This is a genomic window from Paenibacillus paridis (assembly GCF_006345825.1).
Lineage (GTDB): Bacteria > Bacillota > Bacilli > Paenibacillales > Paenibacillaceae > Pristimantibacillus > Pristimantibacillus paridis.
Genome location: NZ_VCIX01000053.1, coordinates 1 through 24,581, shown reverse-complemented (window position 1 = coordinate 24,581; position 24,581 = coordinate 1). Strand labels below are relative to the sequence as shown.

At 45.8% G+C, this 24,581-nt stretch carries 19 protein-coding genes, 2 tRNA genes and 1 pseudogene; 7 read left to right on the top strand and 15 right to left on the bottom strand.

The genetic code is table 11. From position 1 onward, the window contains the following. Positions 1-54 precede the first annotated feature (54 nt). Positions 55-1,206 carry an HD domain-containing phosphohydrolase gene (locus FJQ58_RS01330; protein WP_139990652.1) on the bottom strand — a complete coding sequence of 384 codons (1,152 nt, stop codon included), beginning with the start codon at positions 1,204-1,206 and terminating at the stop codon, positions 55-57. Positions 1,207-1,608: 402 nt separating this feature from the next. On the opposite strand from FJQ58_RS01330, the gene FJQ58_RS01325 reads away from it, so the two are divergent. From FJQ58_RS01325 to FJQ58_RS01315, 3 genes are all read left to right on the top strand, one after another. Then, positions 1,609-1,683: transfer RNA gene (locus tag FJQ58_RS01325), tRNA-Arg, on the top strand. A gap of 168 nt (positions 1,684-1,851) precedes the next feature. Further along, positions 1,852-3,669 carry a histidine kinase gene (locus tag FJQ58_RS01320; RefSeq protein WP_162341244.1) on the top strand — a complete coding sequence of 606 codons (1,818 nt, stop codon included), beginning with the start codon at positions 1,852-1,854 and terminating at the stop codon, positions 3,667-3,669. Beyond that, positions 3,666-4,595 (top strand): response regulator, encoded by a 930-nt coding sequence (locus FJQ58_RS01315; RefSeq protein WP_139990650.1) that lies wholly within the window; start codon positions 3,666-3,668, stop codon positions 4,593-4,595. Before FJQ58_RS01320 ends, FJQ58_RS01315 begins: the two co-directional genes overlap by 4 nt. A 75-nt stretch (positions 4,596-4,670) precedes the next feature. Here the strand turns inward: FJQ58_RS01315 and FJQ58_RS01310 are convergent, their stop codons facing one another. Further along, on the bottom strand, positions 4,671-9,791 hold the full coding sequence (locus FJQ58_RS01310) for an InlB B-repeat-containing protein (protein ID WP_162341242.1): 5,121 nt from the start codon (positions 9,789-9,791) through the stop codon (positions 4,671-4,673). Between the two features lie 324 nt (positions 9,792-10,115). Between FJQ58_RS01310 and FJQ58_RS01305 the strand changes: the two genes are divergently transcribed. From FJQ58_RS01305 to FJQ58_RS01285, 4 genes and pseudogenes are all read left to right on the top strand, one after another. After that, positions 10,116-10,520 (top strand): YhjD family protein, encoded by a 405-nt coding sequence (locus tag FJQ58_RS01305; RefSeq protein ID WP_139990648.1) that lies wholly within the window; start codon positions 10,116-10,118, stop codon positions 10,518-10,520. 555 nt (positions 10,521-11,075) lie between these two features. Further along, positions 11,076-11,636, top strand: a pseudogene (locus FJQ58_RS32775) (TerD family protein); the annotation flags it as partial. A 55-nt stretch (positions 11,637-11,691) separates the two neighbouring features. Continuing rightward, positions 11,692-12,504 carry an AIM24 family protein gene (locus FJQ58_RS01290; RefSeq protein WP_139990647.1) on the top strand — a complete coding sequence of 271 codons (813 nt, stop codon included), beginning with the start codon at positions 11,692-11,694 and terminating at the stop codon, positions 12,502-12,504. Positions 12,505-12,720: 216 nt separating this feature from the next. Next, positions 12,721-13,050 carry a hypothetical protein gene (locus tag FJQ58_RS01285; RefSeq protein WP_139990646.1) on the top strand — a complete coding sequence of 110 codons (330 nt, stop codon included), beginning with the start codon at positions 12,721-12,723 and terminating at the stop codon, positions 13,048-13,050. A 55-nt stretch (positions 13,051-13,105) separates the two neighbouring features. Here FJQ58_RS01285 and FJQ58_RS01280 read toward each other — a convergent pair whose 3' ends face one another. From FJQ58_RS01280 to FJQ58_RS01225, 13 genes are all read right to left on the bottom strand, one after another. Beyond that, positions 13,106-14,524 (bottom strand): FtsW/RodA/SpoVE family cell cycle protein, encoded by a 1,419-nt coding sequence (locus FJQ58_RS01280; RefSeq protein WP_139990645.1) that lies wholly within the window; start codon positions 14,522-14,524, stop codon positions 13,106-13,108. Continuing rightward, positions 14,470-14,802: a PadR family transcriptional regulator gene (locus FJQ58_RS01275; protein WP_139990644.1), complete on the bottom strand. Its 333-nt coding sequence runs from the start codon at positions 14,800-14,802 to the stop codon at positions 14,470-14,472. Before FJQ58_RS01275 ends, FJQ58_RS01280 begins: the two co-directional genes overlap by 55 nt. Positions 14,803-14,962: 160 nt before the next feature. Further along, positions 14,963-16,018 (bottom strand): hypothetical protein, encoded by a 1,056-nt coding sequence (locus tag FJQ58_RS01270; RefSeq protein WP_139990643.1) that lies wholly within the window; start codon positions 16,016-16,018, stop codon positions 14,963-14,965. Positions 16,019-16,163: 145 nt separating this feature from the next. Continuing rightward, the gene (locus FJQ58_RS01265; protein ID WP_139990642.1) at positions 16,164-16,319 is read right to left on the bottom strand and encodes a small acid-soluble spore protein P; all 156 of its coding nucleotides are present in this window, start codon (positions 16,317-16,319) and stop codon (positions 16,164-16,166) included. A gap of 14 nt (positions 16,320-16,333) precedes the next feature. Beyond that, a complete protein-coding gene (locus FJQ58_RS32485; RefSeq protein ID WP_202915188.1) occupies positions 16,334-16,510 on the bottom strand; it encodes a hypothetical protein in 177 nt (58 codons plus the stop codon). Between the two features lie 15 nt (positions 16,511-16,525). Further along, on the bottom strand, positions 16,526-16,873 hold the full coding sequence (locus FJQ58_RS01260) for a hypothetical protein (protein ID WP_139990641.1): 348 nt from the start codon (positions 16,871-16,873) through the stop codon (positions 16,526-16,528). A 115-nt stretch (positions 16,874-16,988) separates the two neighbouring features. Then, positions 16,989-17,077 (bottom strand) — tRNA-Ser (locus FJQ58_RS01255). 81 nt (positions 17,078-17,158) lie between these two features. Beyond that, positions 17,159-18,445 carry a serine--tRNA ligase gene (gene serS / locus FJQ58_RS01250; RefSeq protein WP_139990640.1) on the bottom strand — a complete coding sequence of 429 codons (1,287 nt, stop codon included), beginning with the start codon at positions 18,443-18,445 and terminating at the stop codon, positions 17,159-17,161. 48 nt (positions 18,446-18,493) lie between these two features. Then, positions 18,494-19,078: a pyridoxal 5'-phosphate synthase glutaminase subunit PdxT gene (gene pdxT, locus FJQ58_RS01245; RefSeq protein WP_139990639.1), complete on the bottom strand. Its 585-nt coding sequence runs from the start codon at positions 19,076-19,078 to the stop codon at positions 18,494-18,496. A gap of 77 nt (positions 19,079-19,155) precedes the next feature. After that, complete coding sequence (pdxS, locus tag FJQ58_RS01240) at positions 19,156-20,037, bottom strand: pyridoxal 5'-phosphate synthase lyase subunit PdxS (RefSeq protein WP_139990638.1); 882 nt, start codon at positions 20,035-20,037, stop codon at positions 19,156-19,158. Positions 20,038-20,165: 128 nt separating this feature from the next. Beyond that, the gene (locus FJQ58_RS01235; protein WP_238403688.1) at positions 20,166-21,464 is read right to left on the bottom strand and encodes a D-alanyl-D-alanine carboxypeptidase family protein; all 1,299 of its coding nucleotides are present in this window, start codon (positions 21,462-21,464) and stop codon (positions 20,166-20,168) included. 178 nt (positions 21,465-21,642) lie between these two features. After that, a complete protein-coding gene (gene guaB, locus FJQ58_RS01230) occupies positions 21,643-23,100 on the bottom strand; it encodes an IMP dehydrogenase (RefSeq protein ID WP_139990637.1) in 1,458 nt (485 codons plus the stop codon). A 145-nt stretch (positions 23,101-23,245) separates the two neighbouring features. Next, entirely contained in the window at positions 23,246-24,439 is a 1,194-nt protein-coding gene (locus tag FJQ58_RS01225) for a GNAT family N-acetyltransferase (protein WP_238403686.1), read from the bottom strand. Between the last annotated feature and the right edge of the window lie 142 nt (positions 24,440-24,581).

Below are 24,581 nucleotides of genomic sequence, written 5' to 3'. Positions count from 1 at the left end.
TTTAGCAAAAAAAGACCCCAAAGGATTTCTCCAATGAGGTCTTGCCAGCAAATACTATTCCATTTCAGGGATGTCCGCTTCCCGATCTCTGACTTCCAATATAGAAGGCAGCTCCTTAAAAAATACATCCACCACCATAGGGTCAAAATGACGCCCCCGTTCAGCCTCAATTAACTCAAGTATGCGATCGAGCTTCCATGCCGGCTTATACACGCGAGAACTCCCTAATGCATCAAATACATCTGCAAGCGCCGTGATTCGCCCGTACAGATGGATATCCTCTCCCATAAGCCCCCTAGGATAGCCCGATCCGTCCCACTTTTCATGATGCTGCCAAGCGACTATTGCCGCGGCCTGCAGAAGCTGCCTTTTGGAGTTTCGCAAAAACTCATAGCCAATATCTGCATGCTGCTTCATTTGTTCGAATTCTTCTTCCGTGAGCTTTCCCGGCTTGTTTAATACAGAATCAGGGATAGCTACCTTGCCAATATCGTGCATAGGAGAAGCGCTTCGCAGCATTTCCGCTTCCCACTCACTCATTCCTAAACCTATTGCCAAGATATAGGAGTACTGAGCTACTCGTTTTACATGATTTCCCGTTTCCTTTGAGCGGCCTTCCCCGATTTTTCCCATTGCCAAAATAATCTCTTTTTGCGTTTCAATAATTTCCTGATGCAGCATAATCGATTCTAGAGACTTCCCCGAATAGGATGCAGCCAGAGTTAAATATTCCATATCTTGCGTTGAAAAGGTTTGGGCTTGAGTTAATTTATTAATTGCCTGATAGGCGCCCATCACCTCGCCTTGGTTGTTCCGAAAAGGGATGGTCATAATCGATTTTGTGCGATAGCCCGTTTTTTTATCACTTTCCGGGTTGTGCCGCGCGTCTTCATAAGCATCATCTATAAAAATAGGCAGTCCCGAGCTGATCGCTGCACCTACCAGCCCGCTCCCGTAAGGAATCCTTATTTCCTTTATTCCATGGGCTACCACGGTAAACAACTCCGCGTGAGCGGCATCAATAAGCCATACTGTGCAGCGGTCTGCCACAACCATCTCTCGGCCCATATTTGCCATTAGAATAAGAACGGATTCTAGCTTTTTCTCAATCGCTATTTTTGCGGTATATTCAAAAATAACCTTTAACATCTGTTCGGGAGATAAGTCTAATTTAAAAGAATGGGAATCATGAGCGCTGTCATGCATGTGGGGACTCCTCCGGCCGTTCATTCTCAATATTCCTAAACAATATTCGCTTCCGTCGCTATAATTCCTGCTATTCTTACATCTTTAGAGAGTTTTTTCGACAAAAAATGCAGAGCACTCTAAACAAACGGCCTGAAATTGTTTTTCGCTGCCTTCTCAGCTTGTAAATCTGGGTTCTAATCTTGCACTCTTTACTCTTCTCATGATAAAATAAAAGTTGCTGCGCGTCCGTAGCTCATCCGGATAGAGCAAACGTTTCCTAAATTGCAATTCATGCCTTCAATGGCTATCACGGCACGCTTCACTTACAACATCGAAACCCTTTACTGTCACGTAATTTTTAGTATTTTTGAGGGTATGTTTGTGCGAGGCGCTAGCTGGCAAGGTTACCCCTTTCAACGTGGCTCCGTAGCTCAACGGATAGAGCAACCCTCTCCTAAAGGGTAGATGTCAGTTCGATTCTGGCCGGGGCCGCCATTTTCCAAACCTTTCAGAACCTTACTGTTGTATGGTTCTTTTTTATTTTTAATGAGGATATTCTAGCTCGTCACTGTTGTGCACCAAGGATAGATTGAAGGATAGCAGGAAGCATGGTAAAATTGCTCCAAGAGTCGACACCGTTCGGGTTTACTGGGGAGTATGTTTATGGGATCGAAATCCACTAAATTTCCAATGAAAATGATGACCATTTTTTTGGCCATATCGCTTTGCACCGCATTCGTTTTCGCCATTTACTTTCAAGATGTGAACAAATCCAAAGATAATATCAGTATGGAGATTCTACAAGACAAGTCAGGAAAAATGACCTTTTTCGATGTTGAAGTCAGCGATCAATTCGTAGCTCTGCCTGGCAACTATTCCAAGGTTGGCTATTCTCCAGTCCCGTTATGGTTCAAAATAAAAATAAACCGGTATAACGCGGATGAAATCAATTACCTTACCATCAATAACCCTCTTTTTGAAGATGTAACGATTTACATCCCAACAAGTAACGATTACGAAATAAAGCATTCCGGGTACGCGTATAAGAGCAATTCCGATGAAATCAGCTATGTCTACCCCGCATTCAAAATCCCCCCTCAATTTGATCATAATCAGTACATATACATGACAAGCAAATCGTTATACGGACAGAACTTTATTGCCCAGCTCGCAAATGAAGATCTCTTTAGGAAGACGAGCATGATAAACGTCTGGGCGGGGGGCATCTTATTCGGCGTTTTGGTGGCATTGTTTTTTTATAATTTGGTCACGGGCTTAGCCATAAAAAACAAAACTTTTATAAAATACTGCTTTTATGTGTTCACCACATTGCTGTGGAATGCGGCAATGACGGGACTTTTAAACATTACGGGCTTCAAGTACGCCTATTGGATTGTGGAATATTCTACAGGCATCGGCATTCTCATGTCGCTTGCCATCGCCATGTTTATGAGAGCAATATTTCAGACCCAAACCAAGTTCCCCAAGATCGATGTTTGTTTAAAGCTGCTCATTGTTTACTTCCCCCTTACATTATTGCTGTTTTTTTTCATCAGTAAAGAGCTGGGAGCATTTGGTGCGAGCGCATCTTCTGTGGTGTTTGTATTGTATTTCATAATTATGTTTAAAGGAATACGGAACAAAAACATTCGTTCGCCGCAACTCATAACGGCATGGCTCTTGTGTTTTTTGTCGGTAATCCTGTTTTATTTGATGGTTTTCGGATTGATACCTCAAAGTTACATTATGATTTATTACTTATTTTTTCTTTCTTGTGCCTCTGCTACCGCCTTTGCCCTGTCTCTCGCAGAAATCATTAATAAATTAAATGCAGAGAAGCAACGCAATCAAGTTCTATTTGAAAATTCCGAAATTCAATCCAGGCAGTTTGAGCTTGCTTTCATACGGGCACAGATGGATCCGCATTTTGTTCACAACACCTTGAATGTTATAGAAGGGATTATTGCTGAAAACAAAGAAAAGGCGGGAAGCTTGGTCAACGATTTATCCCATTATCTCAGAAATATATTCGATTACGGCAACTCGGAAAGATTTATTTCTATCCATGAGGAGTTGGATGCTGTCAACTTTTATGTTCGCATTGAGCAAGCAAGATTCCCGAACAAAATAGTTGTCAACTATAAAATTGATCCAAGTATTCAGTTGAAGGTGCCGCGCTTTGTTATTCAACCCTTGGTAGAAAATGCAATTAAACATGGAATACGTAAAAGGAAAACTGTAGGAACAGTCACGATCAGGGTTAAAGAGCTTGAATATGGGTTCTTGATAGCGGTAGAAGACGACGGTGTCGGCATTGAAGACGCATATAAACTGCTTGAATACTCGCCGGGCAAGGGCATTGGACTAGCCAACATAAACGCGCGGCTTAAGGCCGAGTATGGAACACAGCTTCATATCGTTAGCGAGAAGGGTAAAGGAACCGCGGTTCGTTTTGACGTACCCATTAAGGAGCAGACATGAAAGTTATTATTGTAGACGACGAATATTATGCGCTGCGGAACTTGAAGAACAAGCTCCAAAAAATTGCGGATGTCGAAGTCGTTGCGATGTATGAAGATCCTGCGGCAGCCTTGGAAGAACTGAACAGCGTACAGCCTGACCTTGCATTTCTAGATATTGAAATGCCAGAGATCGATGGCATAAACTTGCTCGGGATGATGTTCAAAAAAAGACCGGATATGGATTTTGTTTTTACATCCGCTTACCATGCCTATGTGACAGACACGCTTGAAACAAAAGCGTTGGATTTCCTCGTTAAGCCGGTGAAATTCGAACAGCTTTATGTCACCTTGGAAAAAATAAAGAAGATTAGAAGCAAAAGCGGCACGGGACACAAAATGGAAATCAAGTGTTTTGGCGATTTTGCCGTATTTATAGACGGGAAATTAATCGACGACAAGTGGCGAACCAAAAAAACGGAAGAGCTTTTTGCCTATTTGCTATGCATGAACGGCAAGTACGTTTCCAGAGACAGAATCATTAATGACTTGTGGCCCAATCTGGAGATAGATAAAGGTTATGCAAACTTATATACGACACAATATAACTTAAAAAAGCGATTCGACGCATTTGGAATCCACCATTTGATCAAGAGCAGACTTGGGAACATTTGGCTCAACACCGAAGACATTAAAATGGATTTGCTCGATTTTGATCACTTCAGTAAAAATTATAATGCAGATAAGAGTAAAATAGAAATCCTGGAGCAAATGGTGGAGCTGTACAAAGGCATGCTATTTGAAACTAAGCTTTATTCATGGGCATTAAGTATACAGCAACCTTACGAAGTAAGGTTCGACAATGCATTGAATACTCTGATTCAGTTTTATAGGGAACGCGGCGATACGAAAAAAGCCGGTTACTACGAAATGAAAAAAATAATCTAGATAAAATGAAATCTCCCGCACGCTGTGACCAGGTGCGGGAGATTTCATTATTACATGCCATGTCTGTCTATGAACTTACTGTATGACAAAGATATACGTCTTTTGACTGCCGTCCTGTGCGGTTACGATTAGCCTATCGGTGTTTCGCAGATTATCGTGTGTAATCTCTGTATTGTCCTGATGATAAGCTTTATAGCTTCCATTCAGCGGTCCGATAACAGCATAAGTGAAGCTGCCATAATACGTATACAGAGGCACGGTAATCGTTCCCGCGACCGGATCAATTTGATAGCTGGACGATAGCGAGGTCAAAGTAACATCGTTGTACAGAATAAGATAATCCGCAGTAGACGAATTTTGTGCAGTAACACGTACGATCATACCTGAAGAGATATCGGACGTCTCATCGGTTACAGGTACCAAGTCTTGATCCAACACGCTTGCGGCAGCGTGCGGGGATAACGTTAACCCGCTCAACAACTGACCTACGGTCAGAGCGCTTGGAACCGAAAGGCTGCTCCCACTCACATTCCCGTTCACATTGGTCAAAACCAACTTAGCGTCGCTAAGCACTGGCGTTGGTACCGGTGTTGGTGCCGGTGTTGGTGCCGGCGGCGAACAATACCATTGTGCGGCATAGGATGTGTCTTGAGCCGGCATCGTGCTTGCCATCACAGGGGACCAACCGGTGAAAGAACAGCCTGACCTCGTTACGGTTGGCGCCTGTATGGCAGCGCCGTACTGAACTTGAGCTTTGGAGCCACCAGCACCTCCATTTGCATCAAACGTCAAATTGTAGCTGTTACGTGTGTAATAACGCACGGTCGTGAGGCTTCCATCGGCTGCAACCGTACTCGATGCCAATGCTTTGCCACTGCTGTCATAGGCTGTGCTATGGTCATAGGTAAAGCCGGGATACAGCTGGGTCGCTGGTTCCGCAATTGCGCCGGTTGTGCCTTGGAAGCTTCCCGTGCCGACTTCAACGTAAAGCGAGGTGCTTCCGAGACCCTGCAGTCTGTCCGAAACACGGTAGGGCATATCGTTCCGTAACTTCCAAGTTGCTGTATAAGTAGTGTCGCTTGACGGCATCATGCTTGGAATTGCCTGTGACCAGCCAGCAAAGGTATAACCCGGCTTGGAGAAATTCGGTACTGCACTGCCCGGTATCGCTGAAAAGCTTCTGGCTGAATAAACGATCGAAGTTCCGCTCGGGTCGGCATAGAAAGTCATTTTGCGCGTGGCAGGCAAGTATTCGTAGCTCAGTTTCGATAAACCGGTTCCGGCTATTATAATGGTTCGTGTTGGCGGTGTATCATATCCTTCGATTTTTATCGGTTCCGGTGAAACAGAAGCTCCTGCCGTACCGGAAAAGGTGTTTTTTTTCTTGGTGGTGCGGTCCCCTGTATTGGGATCGACCGTAATGTAATCGACTAAGTAGGGTATATTGGTGTGCGGTGTCCATTGCGCATAAAGCGTTATATTTCCTGATGGCATAGTGTCAGGAATGATGTAGGGCTTCGTTCCTGCAGCATCCAAAGCCCAACCCTTGAATGTAAACCCAGTCACTTTGGGCACGTTTGTTAATCTCTTTTCTTTTTTGACTGACGCTTTGACCGGCAGGACAACCCGACCGAAACTGTACAATTGAATTTCGTCTGATACTAGAACATTAGGATTCAAATGGATAGAGCCGTATCCGCTCTTGTACCAGGTCAAATCAATATTGCGCGAGTAGGGAAGGGAATTTAAACCCGTTGTTGAGCCCTTCCACGTTACGGTCATCCTGCTGGTTAGAATATCATCCGCGGCTGTTGGCGATACGGTTACACGGGATGTCTTCGAATCGTACGTAAACTTATTATTATTGAAACTAATGGTGTAATTCTCAGGACGATCTTTACCCGTAATGATTTCGCCCGTTATCAGATTCAAATCTTTCAGCTTAAAAGCGTCATCGATTGATGGGAAGGTTTTCCCCTCAAAGGCGACAAAGGAAGGCGCTTCTTTTTCTTCATAGGCGAAATCGATGAAATGACCAGTCGGCGTGCCGGCTCTATAAAGCGGCCAGTACTCACTATAAAAGAGGTCGGAATACGAGATTGACCCGCCGAAGATCTGCGCCCCCCACTCTGCCTCCACATACATGCCGATTTCCAGAACCAGCGCTCCTAACGTTTTTGCCTTTGCCGAAGATGAGATCTCGTAATAGAAATACCCGTAGAGCTGAAGGTAAGCACCCCCCTCTGCCGTGATCCCGACACTATCCAATTCGACATGGAACAAACCTGCTGCCAAGTCGAGACGAATCCCTGCTTTTAACCCCAGCGTTCCCATCACATAGAAATAAAAGTCATAGGTGCCGTCGCCTGGCAAGTCTACCGTTCCGAAAGAAGGCGACCCTTCGCTGAGTTTAAAGCTGGCTGTATATCTTTTCGCGGATTCATAGCTGAAGCCGATTCCCAAGGCAATATTCGGATTCATGCTAATGACAAAATTCCCTTTAAAGTTGATATGAAGGAGACCCATTAAAAGGTGTTTGTCGTATTCGAAGATTTCTTCTTCAACAAGGTCAACCCAATCCGTCTCGTTCTCCAGCATGGCTTGATAGCTTTCCACCAACGTATTGACGTTTACCGTGGCCGGTGTGGAAGGAGACTGCTCCAGAACCGCTTTCAGCTGTGCCTTGATGTCTACTTTGTTTTTGGCAGTATTCCAGATATTCGCGTAAGCGTCAAGCGGAGTATCCGCTGCTACAGTGCCGATCTGCGCAGAAGCGTCAATGCTTGTAAACGTGAAGGCGTCCAGGTTGGCGCTTGCTTGATAATCCTTGGGATACGGAAGATCGAAAAGTCCCAGATCAATATATCCCCATACCGTGTTGCCGTTCACGCCCACGCTCAAGGCGATTTCTTCCGTAAATGCAGCGTTCATATGGATAAGGATATCGTTTTTCGCACCTGTCGAAACTTGAATATCGCTTGAAACTGCGAGATTAAGACGCATACCAGATTTCCCCTGAAAATGGGATAACGTCGTGCCAACGTTTGCTGAAACCTGCAAGTTATGCAAAGTGACGTCCGCATTCTCTTCTCTCGGATCCAAGGAGAGGGTACGGACTTCCGGTTTTTTGCCGTTCCGCAAGGGTGTTGGTACACTGGCTGCGCTCAACGTTTTGAAGCTATCGGTTTGCAAAGCGGCGGCTGACAATTGGTTTGCTGCTTCATCGACAAAGCCGCTTGCCAGCGCTTGTCGCTTAATTTGATTCTCCAAAGCAGTGATCTCAGATTGCGACAACAGGTCGGCTCCGTCAATCGTTTCCTGCTTATAGAAATTAAGGGCGTGAGTAATGTCATCTTGTGTCGCATCCGTATAAGCAATGACATACTGATTCTCTGAGCTTGAGATAGACGTCACTTTCCCGTAGCCTGAAGAAGCTCCCGTACGCATATTGACGAGCGCAAGGTAGTCCCCGACTCTAGCAACGGTAGCGGCGTTAAGACCCATAGGCGCATATTTGGCGTCGGAATAATCCATCGACGCCGGAGCGACCGTGATGGAGCGGTTCGTCCTGTCCCCATCGGTGTCTGACGCAGGATCGACTGGCAGCACGTTCGGTTTAAGCAGAACGTTCATCGGGTTTGCGCCGGTGTAGGAATAGATATTCCCGTTGATCGCAGTAATCGCAACATAGGCGATATCTCCATCATCGGACGTATTCAAAGTGCGCAGATCGGGGCGGGTCCCTTCATAAACGGAGACGGTATCGCCCACTTTTAAACGCGTATTTCCGCCATATCGAAAGCTACCACTCGCAGCAGGGGACGGGTTCTGCCCCGATCCACCGCCAACGTTTGCGCTCATTACAGCGATCGAAGGGGAAGCCACGGATACGCCATTCTGACTCATCTGAGAAATATCGGAAAACTTTAAATAAATCATGTAAGGATTTAGAGGCAACCGCATGACCTCTTGTTTGGCAATACTAAAAATATAATTTCTGGTTGTTGCGTCTTTGCCTGTAAAAGTAAGGCTTGTATCATTCAAAGTGATTTGATAGGTGCTGCCCTCTTCGAATCCACCATTTTTTGCTGCTACAGTAAAGCTGCCGTTCGAGCCGGTTACCGCAATTCCTGCAAAATCAGAATTGGACGGAGATTTGAATGTCATGCCGGCTTGAACGGCCGCCGCCGTCATTTTACCTGTAGAATCTTTCACCGCGATCTTAAAGTTTGGCGCCTGCTCCATTGCATATGCATTCGGAGTGATTTTCACAGCATCATCAGGCGATGCCATATAATTGGCATACAAGGTTATGTCGCTCTTGACGGTATCGTGTTTCATTACCGGTTGTGTAAATGCACGATCTTTATACCAGCCATTGAAAATGGAGCCCTGCTTGAATGCGAGTGGAAGCTGATTCAGCGATTCGCCTCGATTCAGACTCAAGCTGTCGATCGGCGAGCCGCCGTTCGGGTCAAACGCAACCGTATAGGTTATGCTATCGCTGGCCCTCGCGACTTTGTCCATACGCATAAAAAGCGCAGCCGCTTCAGCGCGAGTCGCCTTTGAACGCGGTTGGAAACTGCCGTTTGTATCTCCAGTAAACAAACCGGCTTGCCAAAGCTTTTCCGCCGCATCAACCGCCCATGGAGAAATGTCGGATATGTCGTCAGGCGTCGACGTGCTATCGTTTGCTTGATAAGGAATTCCATCGCTTTCAAAATACTTTACTGTCAGCGTTGCCATCTGTTCTCTCGAAATAGCGACGTCCGGCGAAAATCTGTTGCTGCCGGTTCCACTTGTAATGCCGCTTTCGATTGCCCATTGCACATAAGGCGCATACCAATCGCCCGGCTGCACATCTATAAATGCGGAAGTTTTGTATTGACTTGCATCTACTTTAGCGATTCGCCCAAGCACAGTAACATACATGGCACGACTCATAGTTGCGTCCGGCGAAAAGAGATCTTTGCTTGTGCCGCTGAATAGGCCATTCTGCTTGACATACATGACCGCATCGTAGAACCAGGCCGAGGGTGTCACGTCCTCAAACAAGCTTTGAGGCGCGGGCTGCGCAGTCGTTTTGGTTGCTGCCACAGGTTCGACAGAAGTCGGTGAAGCAGCAGAAATCCCAGGAGTGATTGCGGTTAAGAGTATACAAGAAAATAGCAACAGACTTAATAGGCGTTTATACAAGTTCAATTTTCCTCCTCATAATCTTTCAACTTGCAGTCAATTACTGATCTTACAAGACGGATCTAAATGGAATCTGAACACAGTTCAGACGATTGCGAAGTGGAAAAATGGGGGGATGGGGTCAACGTGAGGACCCGAGTTAAAAAGCATTCCCGAGCCCGATACTTCATGTAAATTCCGCTGCATTCAAAAGTTGGATATAGTGAAGGCAGTCGTTTCAGCCTAAATAATTGCTAGTAGCGGAGCCCTTTTTATTGTTTAGGTCATAGGTAGGTTGACTACAGAACATTTGTTCGCATATAATGTCCTTGAGGTGATTAACATATGGCTATGCCGTTAACCGAGTTGAATGACCCTGCTCTCCACTACCCGCCATCAATTGAAGATATCCAGCTGATACAGGAATCCATTGTGCTTCCGCTAGCACTCATTGTTGTTGAGCGCAATCGACGCGAGCTGGATCGTAAAGCGCGGGCGCTGCGTTCTATTTTTGCTAGGGCAGCAGATCTGGTTATGATGCAAATGAAAGCCGACTTAACCCTGAACACCCGGTTGCTGATCCGCAGCGGAATTACCGTTTGTAAGGATAGCCATTCTAACGGCAATGTTAGCTATCGCTATAATTGTCGTGGATTCGAAGAAACCGCAGCCTTCTCCCACGAATACATACGCAATGAAATCAATAGGCGAATATCTGCTTATAATACTGGCATTTTCACGAAGCCATGAATGGTTTGCCTCTTAATAAGAACAGCCTCTACTACGGCCGTTCGTTAATCTTAAAGTCTCGATATAAGGCGAGGCTTTTTTTGTTTGCTTTGCCCGATATGCCAGACTTCGACAAGAAAGGCGAAACAATCAATTAACATCTTCCATTCCAATCTGCTATACTACAAATAGTTTCATATCGTTCTACAAAAGTTACATTTTTCACCAACACAAACCAACAAAAAACTTATTTCATTACGCTTTGAGGAGGCAATTAGCATGGGGATTAATTTCAATTCAGGAAGGCCATCCAACAACCTTGGAGGCCAAGGCGGTATCCAGCAGGGCGGTATTCAGCAAGGCGGTATCCAGCAAGGCGGTATCCAGCAGGGCGGTATCCAGCAAGGCGGTATCCAGCAGGGCGGTATCCAGCAGGGCGGTATCCAGCAGGGCGGTATTCAACAGGGCGGTATTCAACAGGGCGGCGGCCAGCAAGGCGGTTTTCCGGGCGGAGCGCCCAATAACGGTTTCGGTGCAGCACCCGCGCCTCAAGCTAGCCCAGGCGGGGGACTTGTTCTTACCAAAGGACAGAAGCTGGATTTGACCAAAGGCAATGCCGGTCTTGATTTCCTGAAAATCGGACTTGGCTGGGACACGAATACGCTGCAGGGTCAGAGCTATGATTTAGATGCCGAGGTGTTTTTGCTAGGCCAGACTAACACAGTTCCATCCTCCAGCCATATCGTCTTTTACAATAATATGGTTAGCCCGGACGGCTCCATCCGCTATAAAGGGGACAACCGCGACGGTCAAGGAAGCGGCGACGATGAATCCGTTGAAATTCAATTGTCCCGAGTATCGCTTGATATTCAAAAAATTGTATTTACGGTAACCATCGATGAAGCTATCCGTAAAAATCAAAATTTTGGACAAGTGTCCAATGCCTATATTCGTATCGTGAATCAAGCTAACGGATCAGAGATTTGCAGATTTGATCTATCTGAGGATTATTCCACTTCCATCTCCATTTTGGCGGGCGAGGTCTACCGCCACGGAAATGAGTGGAAGTTCAACGCTATCGGCACTGGCTTAACGCTAGATTTGGCCGGTATCTGCGCTCACTACGGCGCAATGTAATTCATTTTTTTTCATTTACCGCATTTCATTTCCCTATCATTGGAGGTAACCCGTTATGCCGTTTCAATTTCAAGTAGAACGCGAGCTGTTCCTTAAAGCAGAGGGTCAAGGCCATTTCTTTGCCAAAAAAGGATCTATGGTCGCTGATCAAGCCTATAACAGTAAATTTAAATATTCCAAACGACTATTAGGAACTAATTCCGGAAATGTTATCGGCCAAGTCATTAATCACGGCATGCGTAAAGTAACGGGAGAAAACCTCGAAATTATGGAGGTTGAGGGGCAAGGCACGGTTTACCTTGCTGACCAAAATTCACATGTAACGATCATCAATTTGGAGCAAGGCGGCCCTTGGCAAAGCGTTAGCGTCGAGAGCGAGGATCTGCTTGCATTCACAGAAACTTGTCATTATGGCGTAACGATCATTGGTTCAGGCGTTCTTTCCCAGCGCGGCTTATTTACGTCTAAGCTGACCTATAACGGCCATGGCGCACAGGTTGCCGTCAAGACGAATGGTAACCCATTAGTGCTGCAAGGCCCTTGTCGTGTAGATCCCGATGCCATCGTTGCTTGGACAGGCTCTGCCCCTAAGGTTAAGATTGACGTGAACTGGAAAACATTAATCGGCCAAACCTCAGGCGAGTCCTATATGTATGAGTTCAGCGACCCTAACCAAGTTGTCATTGTACAGCCATTCGAGCGTGAGAGCGGCGTAAAGTTCGGAATGGATGATAAACGCTACCAGCCTCAGGAACAAAGCAGCGCTTTTGGCAACACTTTTGGAGGAAACCAAGGGCATAACCAAGGACAGCTGCAAGGACAAGAAAGCGGCGGTCTCGGCGGAATTATCGGTAAATTTTTGAAGTAACTAGCTATTCATTCATATGCTTAGGATTGAGTCGGACCTTGCCTAGCGGCAAGGTCTTTTTCATAGGCAATCCCTGCTTTAATCCGCAAGGATTTGGAAATCTGTAACCTTAACGACGCTTGCTGCGTACAAAAAGAAAGGCAGTCAACAAAATTACAAATGGTTTTGCATATTCTGCCCTAAATATCTTAAATCAATAAACAAGGGGGTAAACATATGAAAGCCGCAGGCACAATGCTTCTCGTTACCGCAATTATTGAAGCCATTTTGGGTATTCCTCTCCTGGGCGGGTCGATTGTAATTTTGTCAGGATACACGGTTCTATTTGCGACACTTGTTCTTCATATCGTAACCTTAGTATTTTGCTCTCAGCATAATAAACCAGTCGTAGGCAGTGTTTTGGGCATCATCACCTCAGTTCTTGCTTGGATTCCAATTCTAGGCATGATCATGCACCTCGCGACGGCAGCCATTCTTTTCTGGGCAGCATCCAAGAAGGACAACTATCCGACATCTCCGTACCCGCCTGCTCCTGGCAGCTTCTAATCAAACATAAGGGCTGTCCTCGCAGTTGATTTCCTGCTGGACAGCCCTTCATTTGTTACATCTGAACTTCACGGTTGAGCCCACTTACCATATTCCTTCTCCGGCAAACGCTCAGAATCATCCCCATCGCCATTAATTCAAGAATGCCACTAACCCCTCCATAAGATACAAATGGCATGTTAAGATCTGCAATCGGTACGATCCCTAGTGTCATTAAGATATTCCAAATAAATCGAAAGCTAATAATGGATAATATGGAGAGTCCAATCGCCCTGGCATACGGATCTTTTAAGCCTCTGATGGCACTGAACGATTTAAATAGAAATAACAAGGTCAACAATAACAATAGACTGCCGAAAACCCACCCAAAACTATAGATGATATAGCTAAACACCATATCGCTGTGCAAATAACGCATCTTGTCATTTAGTACCCCAAAGCCATGTCCCCACATGCCTGCATTCAGAACCGCATCAATGGCGTTCTGCCGTTGATATCCCAAGCCTTCCGGGTCCGTCCACATAAAGAAAGAAGAATACCGCTCAAATGCATTTTGAATCCGATATCCCGAAGACAGCATTACACCTATTACAATAAAAAGAAAAGATGCCATTCCTGCAAAAAACAATTTGTACGCCTTAACAACAACTAACAATAAAAACGTAAGACCAATCCCGTAACCAATAAAATCAAAAAAAGAATTCCCTTTCATATACAATAATGTTGGCACCACAATGTAGATCAAGCTCATCATTATGAGCTCTCCCACATTACGGTATGTACTCCGTTTTATGTTCCTTTGTCCTAACAGCATGCCGGATGCCGCAATCAGAAAAAGATAAGTAGAAAGGGCATAGATATCAAAGGCAAAACCACCGACTGCTATCCATCGCTTTGCGCCATTAATTTCAGTTCCAATAACCGAACAAGCTAACATTAACGTTATGGACACGAAATAAAGATGCCACGAGTATTTCCTTATTTTCCGATAGTCCAGAAAGCAAATAACAACAAGAAGTAATACGCCTATCCCTGAATAAAATGCTTTATTAATGAATAAATAGCCATAAAAATGACTAGGTATCCCACTGTCTTGCCCGCTGTATCCAATCTGCAGCGCGTACATCACAAGCAGCCCTATTCCCACCATAACCGCTGCAATCACGGCCAGGCTCCATTCCATGACCGGTTTATGAGCAGCATGCAGCTGCTTGCCAATTTGATCTGGATGACCCATCTGGTCTAATGCCTGCCGGGTAGCCTCTTCATGACTCAACCCTTCGCTAAGCTTATCCTCCACTAAATCCTCCAGATGACTCTTCATCTCCAATTGGATATCGGGATGCACATCTTTAGCCTTTACATGGCTACATACTTGCTCAATGAAAGAGTCGACGGATTTCGGGCTATTCTGTCGGCTCATGCTTGGCCCTCCCCGATTACCCGATCCACGGTTGTGCGAAATAATGTCCACTCCTGTTTCTTTTCCTCGAGTTGTCCTCTCCCCCGCTCCGTAATGCGATAATACTTCCGTTTACGGCCGCCTTCCTCGTTCCAGTAAGACTCAACGAGCTGCTCAAGCTCAAGGGTATGCAGGATGGGATATAACGTCCCTTCTTTAAACGTAAATACGCCGCTAGAGCTCCGCTCAATTTCCTTCGTCATCTCATAGCCGTACATTTCCTTGCGCTCCAAAAGTGTCAAAATCAAAATGACGGTACTTCCCTTCATAAGTTCCTTATTAATTTTCACAATGGCCTCCTCCTATGTATCGGAAATCTATACATCGAATATCTATGTATTAGTATATAGAGGCTTCCCTAATAAAACAAGCCGCTAGAAACGTATACGATCCTATTCTTCAAAAAAAAGAAGCATCCTTTAAAAAGGAATGCTTCTGTTTCCTACCGGATTACAGCCCCGTTGGGAGCTGGAACATTTGTGTTAGCTCATCCAGCGTAATCGCATCAGCCGGAATTTCTTCAAACGTTGGTTTTTTGTTGATATCCGAATAAATCACGTCAAAGTGCATGCCGAGCTTCACTTTTTGGCCGCTTGCCTCATCAGAAGCCTCAAAGTTCAGCTTGCCTGCTTGATAGGACAGGTACCCGTCGGAAATAGCGGCAGTCGCTTTAAGCGTATTGATTTTGACGTTGTTTTTCAACGTATCCAAGATTTCTGCTTTGTTCGCTTCCAGGTCCGTTTTAAACTTCTCGATATCCGCTTTCTCAAGCGTCAATGTCTTCAAAGTCGCTTCATTCTTCAGAAGCACGTCAAGCACCTCAGGCAATGCTTTATTGACAATCGTGTCAACGGTTTGAGGATAATTGCTCTCGTTAATTTCAAACGCTACAACCTGATCTGCTTTGTAATCTGCAGGCAAGCCCGCATCTTCCGCTTTAGGCTGGCTAAAATAGGTCTTCTCGTCAAAATTCTTCAGCAATACTTCGCCAAGTTCCTTGCCTAGCTTCTGCTGCGCTTCTACATCAATCTCAGCGGCTCCCTGCTGCTCAGCGAGCTCCTTGAGATCAATCTTAATGAATTTGCCCGTGATCGTCTCAGGCAGCGGCAGCATCGGAATTTGCGGCACCTTCACATATAACGTTTCTTCCGTCATAATCATCGGTACCGTCAGCTTCATCTCCATGTCGCCTGGAATGACAATTTGCATATTCATATCGGTTCGCATAGGATTTTTCTGGTAAACGGCATCCACGGTAATTGCAGCATCCTTAAGCATGCCCACGATCGCTGCTGTAGCAGCCATATCGCCCTCAATCGCCGCATCCTGCGGAATTTCTAATTCGTCCAAACCAAATGACATTTTTAATGCATATGAGTCCGCCTCTGAAATCTTCGTCATAGCGGATTGCAATGCTGCTTTAGGCGGTTTCCCGGAGCTGCAACCTGCAATGACCACTAAAATAACGGCTAACAAAAGAACCGCTATTTTCTGTACTTTCTTCATGTAATAAGTTCCTCCCCTATCTTTTTATGAGCACCTCCATTCTATACTAAATAAGCACCTTTTAGAAGTTATATCCAAAAAATCCCGTTTCGATTTATCGAAACGGGACGTTTGATCTATTCATTTTCAGGACCAAAGTATCGATTTATGAACCTTCTGGATTATGATGGTCCACATGATTGCGCTGCTTCGTTTTTTTCGATCCAGATAACGGCGCTTGCTGTCCGCCACCGCTATTTTGTTTGGATTTGCCGGAATTCGGATTGCTTTCGGGTACAGGAATGCTATCTGGCTTTGACAAGCTGAACTCCTCCTTTAATCTTTCTGGTGAAGCAAATCGGTTGGCTTATCGTGGTTCAGCGCGTCTTGGTGACGCCGGTCGTTTTTATCCTGCTGCAACTGCTGTGCCTGATGGCTATTGACTGCCTCATGATCCAGAGCCTCTACCACATTCGTCAAATTTTTATCGGCAAACCCTTTGGCTTTTGTCATAAGTGAATGTCCCCTCTAAACATGCGTCAAACGCTGCAGCGCCTGCGCACATTCATGCAAATGTCTGGTGTAATCTTGAATTAACTCTTGGATGATTTCTCCTCGTTCGTCAACCGATACCTTATCCTTCTCTACGTCGATCAACTCGACCTTCACTTCACGGCTGTCTACATACGTTACTTTAAAATCGAATGAATACATTTGATGCCCAGCGGTTTCAATCGTCACACGCAGTGCTTTCGCATCCGCCTCATCCGGAAGCACTTTGCAGCGGTCTGCTTCGTTTAGTGTTTCCGGCAGCGTATGCCGCCAAGCATCTGCCAAATTTTCTTGATTCATTTGCAGTTCATCTGATTTACCCATTTGATAAAGCACCTCCACAACGTATAACATGCGAAGAGCGACTTTATTTTATACGAAGCCAAACATAACAAAAAAAGCCCAAACGCTAAGCGTCTGAACTTGTCTGATTAAAATATGGAGGAGAGAGTGGGACTCGAACCCACGTGGGCTTGCACCCTAACAGTTTTCAAGACTGCCCCGTTATGACCGCTTCGGTATCTCTCCACATGTAATTGTCACAAGAAAGATTGTACCACAGGTCAAAATAAAATTGCAACTCTATTTTGACCGTGTGGCAAAAAAATTTTACAGCTTGCTTGCTTCAATCTTGCTGATTCCACCCATATAAGGACGCAGAACTTCCGGTACGATCACAGAACCGTCTGCTTGCTGGAAATTTTCAATAATCGCTGCAAAAGTACGGCCAACAGCCAGACCTGAGCCATTCAAGGTGTGAACGAACTCCGGCTTGCTCTTCGTATCCCTGCGGAAACGAATTCCCGCGCGGCGAGCTTGGAAATCCTCGACATTCGAGCAGGATGAAATTTCGCGGTATGTACCTGCACTCGGCAGCCATACCTCAAGGTCATACGTTTTGGCTGCTGTAAAGCCCATATCGCCCGTACAAAGCGTCAGAACTCGGTAAGGCAAGTCTAACAGCTGCAAAACCTTCTCCGCGTTAGCCGTCATTTTCTCCAGCTCGTCATAAGAATCCTCAGGCTTCGTCAGCTTGATCAGCTCAACCTTATTGAATTGATGCTGACGGATCAAGCCGCGCGTATCGCGTCCTGCGGAACCTGCCTCTGAACGGAAGCAAGAGCTGTATGCAACAAAATATTTAGGAAGCTCTTCCGAAGTCAAAATCTCTTCGCGGTGCAGATTCGTCACTGGAACCTCAGCCGTTGGAATAAGGAAATAATCCGAATCCGAGATTTTGAACAGATCCTCTTCAAATTTAGGAAGCTGGCCGGTGCCGACCAAACTATCACGGTTGACGATATAAGGCGGCAGGATCTCTTCGTAGCCGTGCTTGTCGCTGTGCAGGTCCATCATAAAGCTGATCAGTGCACGCTCTAGACGAGCGCCTAAGCCACGGTAGAACGTAAAGCGCGAACCCGTTACTTTCGCCGCACGTTCGAAATCGAGAATACCAAGCGATTGTGCAAGCTCCCAGTGCGGTTTAGGCTCGAACTCGAAGCTCGGCACTTCCCCATGCTTGCGAAGCTCGACATTGTCCTCCTCGGACTTGCCCACCGGAACACTTTCGCTTGGAATGTTAGGAATGGCTTGCGTTAACTCCTCCACTTGAACGTCAAGCTCGCGAAGCTCATCGTCCAGCTCTTTTATGCGATCGCCGACTTCCCTCATTTCAATAATGAGCGATTCAGCGTCTTCGCCTGTTCTTTTGAGCTTAGCAACTTCCTGAGACACCGTGTTACGGCGGCTTTTCAATTGCTCGGTTTCTTGGATGAGATCACGGCGCCTTGTATCAAGCTTAGGGAAATTAGCAATAAGATCGAGTGAAGCCCCCCGATCTAGCAGTGCTCTCTCAACCTTCTCAAATTCATTTCTCAATAATTTAACATCCAGCACGACTCAAAAGCCCCTCTCTGAAGGGAGTAATTTTATTATTGTAAACGTTTATGCTTTGCTTGCCGCTGCTTCTTTCACCATATCGACGAAATAAGCATGCAGTCTATGATCGTCCGTCAGCTCCGGATGATAGGAAACCGCCAGAAGATGGCCTTGCCTTGCCGTTACGATCTCGTCCCGGTAAGTGGACAATACGTCAACAGTCGAACCAACCTTCTTGATTAAAGGCGCCCTTATAAACACTGCTCGTACAGGCTCATCGATACCTTTAACCGATAAATCCGTTTCAAAGCTTTCCTGCTGGCGGCCAAAGGCATTGCGCGCAACAGTCATGTCCATAAGACGAAGGTGCGCGTCTTCTTGTCCTTCAATTTCGTCTGCTAATACGATAAGCCCTGCGCATGTGCCAAACAACGGTTTGCCTTGCGCGGAGAAATCCGCAATAGCTTCCATAAAACCGTATTTCCGCATTAGTCTACCGATGGTTGTGCTTTCGCCGCCAGGGATAACAAGTCCCTGCAGCTCATCTAGCTGCTCTACCCGCTTAACGGCGACCGCCTCAGCGCCCGCCGCTTCCAAGCTTCGTATATGCTCTGCCACTGCGCCCTGAAGCGCAAGTACACCTATCTTCATCGCTCTGTTCGCCTTCCTTTACGGGCAAGGGCCGGCAGCGCAATTCGCGCGAAGCCGGCACCTGCATATTACATCTATTAGATACCGCGGTCTTGCATGCGCTCTGAAGAGTTTAGCTTGGAAATTTCGATCCCCTTCATAGCAGCTCCCAAGTTTTTCGATACTTCAGCAATTAGCTTGTAATCTTGATAGTGAGTTGTTGCTTCAACGATAGCGCGAGCGAATTTCTCTGGATTCTCGGATGTGAAAATACCAGACCCAACAAATACGCCGTCTGCTCCAAGATGCATCATCAATGCCGCATCGGATGGTGTAGCAACTCCGCCTGCCGCAAAGTTAACCACTGGAAGCTTGCCTGTCTCATGAACGTTAAGAAGCAAGTCATAAGCTACCCCGAGAAGCTTAGCTTCATGATAAAGCTCGTCCTTCGACAAACCTTGAATTTTACGAATTTGACCATTGATCAAGCGAAGGTGACGAACAGCCTCTACGATGTTGCCTGTTCCTGGCTCGCCTTTTGTACGAAGCATTGCTGCTCCTTCTTGAATACGGCGCAATGCTTCTCCAAGATCTTTTGCTCCGCATACGAATGGAATGGTAAACTCATGCTTGCTGATGTGGAACACTTCATCTGCTGGCGTAAGCACTTCACTCTCATCGATATAGTCAACGCCCATGGACTCGAGCACTTTAGCTTCTACATAATGCCCGATACGAGCCTTTGCCATAACCGGAATAGAAACAACTTTCATAACCTCTTCAACGATTGTCGGATCAGCCATACGAGCTACTCCGCCAGCTGCGCGAATTTCGGAAGGGACGCGCTCAAGCGCCATTACTGCTGTTGCCCCTGCTGCTTCTGCTACTTTTGCTTGCTCGGCGCTCATAACGTCCATAATGACGCCGCCTTTTTGCATTTCTGCCATGCCGCGTTTTACGCGCGATGTACCTGTTTCCATGCTTCAAATCCTCCTATTTTCATCCAATAAAATGTATATTACCGCAGTTGTTCTAACCATTGATTTTACAGGAACCAAGATTAATCGACAAGCCTTGATTTACTTTATTTCCTTGTTTAGTACTCGGATTAGAACAAATTGACGATTCCGTTAAACAATCCAGCGAAAAAATCTCCAATTGCGCGGAACATCAGGCGGAACCAGCCTGCCTTCTGGCCATCCTCCGTCGTAATGAGGTTAACGGTACGAGTAAGCTCTTGCTTGCTCTCATCGTCCGTGTATTTGTAAGTGACTGTACCCACGACGGTTCCTACAGGAATAGGTGCGACAAGCTCGGTATCAGGCTTCACTTCACTCGATACAACCTCAATTTTTGGCTCAACGCCTTTTTTAACCATGAACGTAATATCTTTATCGGTGACAACCGGCAATGATTTTTTCTTGCCCTTCTTAATCTTGACCGTTTTCACTGTTTCTACCACTGATTTTGGAGCGAGCACCGTTTTTTTCTCAAACGTCGCGAATCCGTAATCGTACATCTTCGCTGTTTCATTGAAACGGGCCGACTTCGACGAAGTATCCATAACCACGCTAATAAAGCGCTGCTCTCCGCGTTTCACCGTACCTGTGAAGTTATATCCAGCAGCATCGATGAAACCGGTTTTCATGCCATCCACGCCTTCATAAGCCAAATGCTTCAAACCTTTTTGATTTACATTCGTACCCAGCATCCAGTTAATGTTAACGATTGCTGTTTTATCACGCTCGCGGAATTTATATTCCTGCAGCTTTGAGTATTCAAGAAACTCCGGATGCTCTCTCAAAATAATTTGGGCCAGCTTAGCCATATCTGCCGCAGAAATAACCGTTGTCTCTGATAAACCTGTAGCACTTGTAAATATAGCCGTTTTCAAATCAAGCTGTTTGGATACTTCATTCATTTTAGTAACAAAGCCCTGCTCACTTCCCGATATTTTCGAAGCAAGCGCAATCGTTGCATCATTGGCGGAACCTACTGCCATAGCGCGATATAAATCCAAAACCGTATGTTGATCGCCTTGTGCTAGAAATACCGATGATCCGTCTGGTGGCGTAGAAGCTGCTTCCGCACTGGTTGTAATAACCTCGTCCCACGATAAACGCTCATTCGAAATTTCTTCAAGAACGATATATTCCGTCATTAGCTTGGTCATGCTTGCTGCAGGAAGCGGTTCTTCTGAATTCACTTCATACAAAACTTGACCGGAATCCGCGTCAATTAAAATAGCCGCTTTAACTTGCAAGCCTAAAGTATTTTCCGTACTGGGCCTTCCTTCATATCCATTTGCCATAACTACCGCAGAACCAAGCGACAGCATTACCATCCATACCGCCATACTTGCAGCGATAACCGTCTTTAACCGAACCGGCCTTACCTTATCCTTCAACGTCGTCTCCCCTTTTCCCACTTGGTTTGTCCGTTGTTAATTGTAACATATCAAACCCTCACAATTAAACCTCTAGTAGGTCGTAGAGAAATGAGTAATCCTTCATAAAAAAAAGACAAGGATTAGCGATTCGCTCGCCTTTCCTTGTCTTGTTCTAATGCTATTCAAAAAATAAGAATTATAGAGAGTAGTTCGGAGCTTCTTTCGTGATTTGCACATCATGCGGATGGCTCTCACGAAGGCCTGAACCTGTAATACGAACAAACTGCGTATCATTCTTAAGCTCGTCCAGTGATGCCGTACCGCAGTAGCCCATACCAGAACGCAAGCCGCCCAGTAGTTGATGCACCGTATCGGCAAGTGGCCCTTTGTAAGGTACACGACCTTCAATACCTTCCGGTACCAGCTTATTCTCATTCTCTTGGAAGTAACGGTCCTTGCTGCCTTCCTTCATTGCGCCAAGAGAACCCATGCCGCGGTAAACCTTAAAGCTGCGCCCTTGGAAAATTTCCGTTTCGCCTGGGCTCTCAGCAGTACCAGCGAACAAGCTTCCGATCATAATCGCGCTTGCTCCCGATGCGATTGCCTTCGTAATGTCGCCGGAATATTTGATCCCGCCGTCTGCGATAACCGGAATGTTGTATTCGCGGGCTACGCTTGCGCAATCGTAAATCGCTGTAATTTGTGGAACGCCGATTCCTGCAATAACGCGAGTCGTACAAATCGAGCCTGGACCGATACCCACTTTAACAACAGAGGCGCCTGCTTCGATAAGGTCACGAGTCGCATCACCAGTAGCAACGTTTCCTGCAATGATCGTAAGATCCGGATAAGTAGCACGCAGCTTGCGAACCGCATCCAGAATGTTGATGTGGTGTCCATGTGCCGAGTCAACTACGAGTACATCAATGCCGGATTGTACCAATGCTTCCGCACGGTCCATCGTATCCTTGGAAATTCCAACCGCTGCTCCGCAAAGCAAGCGTCCGTGCTGATCCTTTGCCGCATTCGGGAATTGGATCGCTTTCTCAATGTCTTTAATGGTAATCAGACCTTTGAGCGTATTGGATTCGTCGATCAACGGAAGCTTCTCGATCTTATGCTTCTGTAGAAGCACTTCAGCTTCCTGCAACGTCGTGCCGACAGGAGCCGTTACCAGGTTGTCACGTGTCATGACTTCGTTTATTTTAATGGAATAATCATGTACGAATCGCAAGTCGCGGTTAGTCAAAATGCCGACAAGCTTCTTGTCTTGATCAACAATCGGTACACCCGAGATGCGGTATTTCCCCATCAGCTCTTCTGCGTCATAAACATGGTGATCAGGTGTAAGCGAAAACGGATTTGTAATTACGCCGCTCTCCGAACGTTTTACGCGGTCAACTTCCTCCGCTTGCTGTGCAATCGACATGTTCTTATGGATAATGCCGATACCACCCTCACGCGCTATTGCAATCGCCAATGCGGCTTCTGTAACGGTGTCCATGCCTGCGCTAATGAGCGGAATATTTAGCTTAATCTTCTCGCTTAATCGAATCGAGATGTCAACTTCCCTAGGCAGCACTTCTGATTTGCGCGGAATAAGCAGGACGTCGTCAAACGTTAGCCCTTCTTTGGCGAATTTCGTTTCCCACACGAGTATGTTCCTCCCTTAATTTAAGTACGTCTCACATATATTATTAGCAATATTAGCAGAGGGGGTATGGGCTGTCAAGGCTGATAAATAGCTTTGTTACATCCACTTTATGCCCCAAATGACAGATCGAATTAACGCTATTTCTTTAGAAAAAGTCAGGCAAATACGTCGTTCGTTCGGGAATACGGTCTTGTAAGCGTTTAATCCCAGAGATATCGCCTTGAATACGACCGATTTGGGATAATTGCAGCGGACGGATATAGCCCATTAACATGGCCGTAAACGAGCCAATATTGAGCTTAATTGCATCTAGTTTCCTCTCATTTTCATCCTGCCTGCTTAAAGTTGCCTTTCCGGATGCAGCTATGCGCAGCAAATAACATCCATCATTCCAAGGGGCAAGCTCATCTGAAAGCTCAATCGAAAGTTCAATATCCTCGCTTGCAGCTTCAAAATCATACTGAGATATGAAAGCCTCGGCATCTACAATGCGAGCCATGAAATACGGGATAATCTCCTGTTTAATTCTTGGATTCGATAACAAATACGGAAGCATATCATCGGAAGGTACGGTAATCGTTACTTCCTTAATCATGGAATCATGCTGAGCAATAAACGACCATAACGCTTCTCTTGCCTGTTCATTTAAATAAATAAGCTCATGTACACTTAATCGATAATCTTTAACTTCATAGATCAAATAACCAAGAGCCGAACCGCTTTTATCATAATATAAAACAATCTGTCCTGGCTTTCTCGCATTGATGCGATATTTCCACCAAAACTCCGTTCGAACCAGAGAACCATTGTACTTTGAAGCATAGGCTTCATAAAGTTCATTCAATTCGTTGAGGCTCCCGCCAAAACGCTCGATGTGCCCTTCATACTTGCTTCGCGCAGGTAATTGTTCTGCGTTTATCGTATATATTTTATTTTCAGTATACGTTTCCCAGCCAAATTTGCGGTAAAATTCAAACGCAAACGGATGCAGGAAGGAAATGGTCTGTCCTTTAGACCTCATCTCTTTTAACGATTGGACCAAAATCCGTGCCACTAAGCCTTGTCTTCTATACTCCGGCCATGTCGCAACTCCGGCAAGTCCTCCCATAGCAAATGGCTTTCCACCGATAAAAGTTTGCAGCTCCAGTACTGCCGCTTGGGCAGCCAGTTGCTGGTCTACATAGGCAGCGTACCTTACAGTCGGCTCAGCGTCGAACTGCTCTTTGGACCGCTCCAGTTCCTCCGCGGACTTCTTGAATTGAAAAGCAAATTGCGACAGTGCCATGCTCTCCTCAAATTGTTCAATACTCATATGTTTGATTTCAATAACTTTCTCCATTTCATCTACCTCCTTATTCCTTATTGTCTTATCATACCGAAAAACAACAAAAAAACCTATCGCATCACATGCGATAGGTCTCTCGTGCTTGGCGACGTCCTACTCTCCCAAGACCCTGCGGTCTAAGTACCATTGGCGCTGG

What these genes read in the sequence shown, in the direction of transcription:
- FJQ58_RS01225 (WP_238403686.1), bottom strand. Translation starts at nt 24,439, where the DNA reads ATGGAGAAAGTTATTGAAATCAAACATATGAGTATTGAACAATTTGAG.
- FJQ58_RS01270 (WP_139990643.1), bottom strand. Translation starts at nt 16,018, where the DNA reads ATGAAGAAAGTACAGAAAATAGCGGTTCTTTTGTTAGCCGTTATTTTA.
- FJQ58_RS01305 (WP_139990648.1), top strand. Translation starts at nt 10,116, where the DNA reads ATGGCTATGCCGTTAACCGAGTTGAATGACCCTGCTCTCCACTACCCG.
- FJQ58_RS01320 (WP_162341244.1), top strand. Translation starts at nt 1,852, where the DNA reads ATGGGATCGAAATCCACTAAATTTCCAATGAAAATGATGACCATTTTT.
- FJQ58_RS01260 (WP_139990641.1), bottom strand. Translation starts at nt 16,873, where the DNA reads ATGGGTAAATCAGATGAACTGCAAATGAATCAAGAAAATTTGGCAGAT.
- FJQ58_RS01330 (WP_139990652.1), bottom strand. Translation starts at nt 1,206, where the DNA reads ATGCATGACAGCGCTCATGATTCCCATTCTTTTAAATTAGACTTATCT.
- FJQ58_RS01290 (WP_139990647.1), top strand. Translation starts at nt 11,692, where the DNA reads ATGCCGTTTCAATTTCAAGTAGAACGCGAGCTGTTCCTTAAAGCAGAG.
- FJQ58_RS01285 (WP_139990646.1), top strand. Translation starts at nt 12,721, where the DNA reads ATGAAAGCCGCAGGCACAATGCTTCTCGTTACCGCAATTATTGAAGCC.
- FJQ58_RS32485 (WP_202915188.1), bottom strand. Translation starts at nt 16,510, where the DNA reads ATGACAAAAGCCAAAGGGTTTGCCGATAAAAATTTGACGAATGTGGTA.
- pdxS (WP_139990638.1), bottom strand. Translation starts at nt 20,037, where the DNA reads ATGGAAACAGGTACATCGCGCGTAAAACGCGGCATGGCAGAAATGCAA.
- pdxT (WP_139990639.1), bottom strand. Translation starts at nt 19,078, where the DNA reads ATGAAGATAGGTGTACTTGCGCTTCAGGGCGCAGTGGCAGAGCATATA.
- FJQ58_RS01315 (WP_139990650.1), top strand. Translation starts at nt 3,666, where the DNA reads ATGAAAGTTATTATTGTAGACGACGAATATTATGCGCTGCGGAACTTG.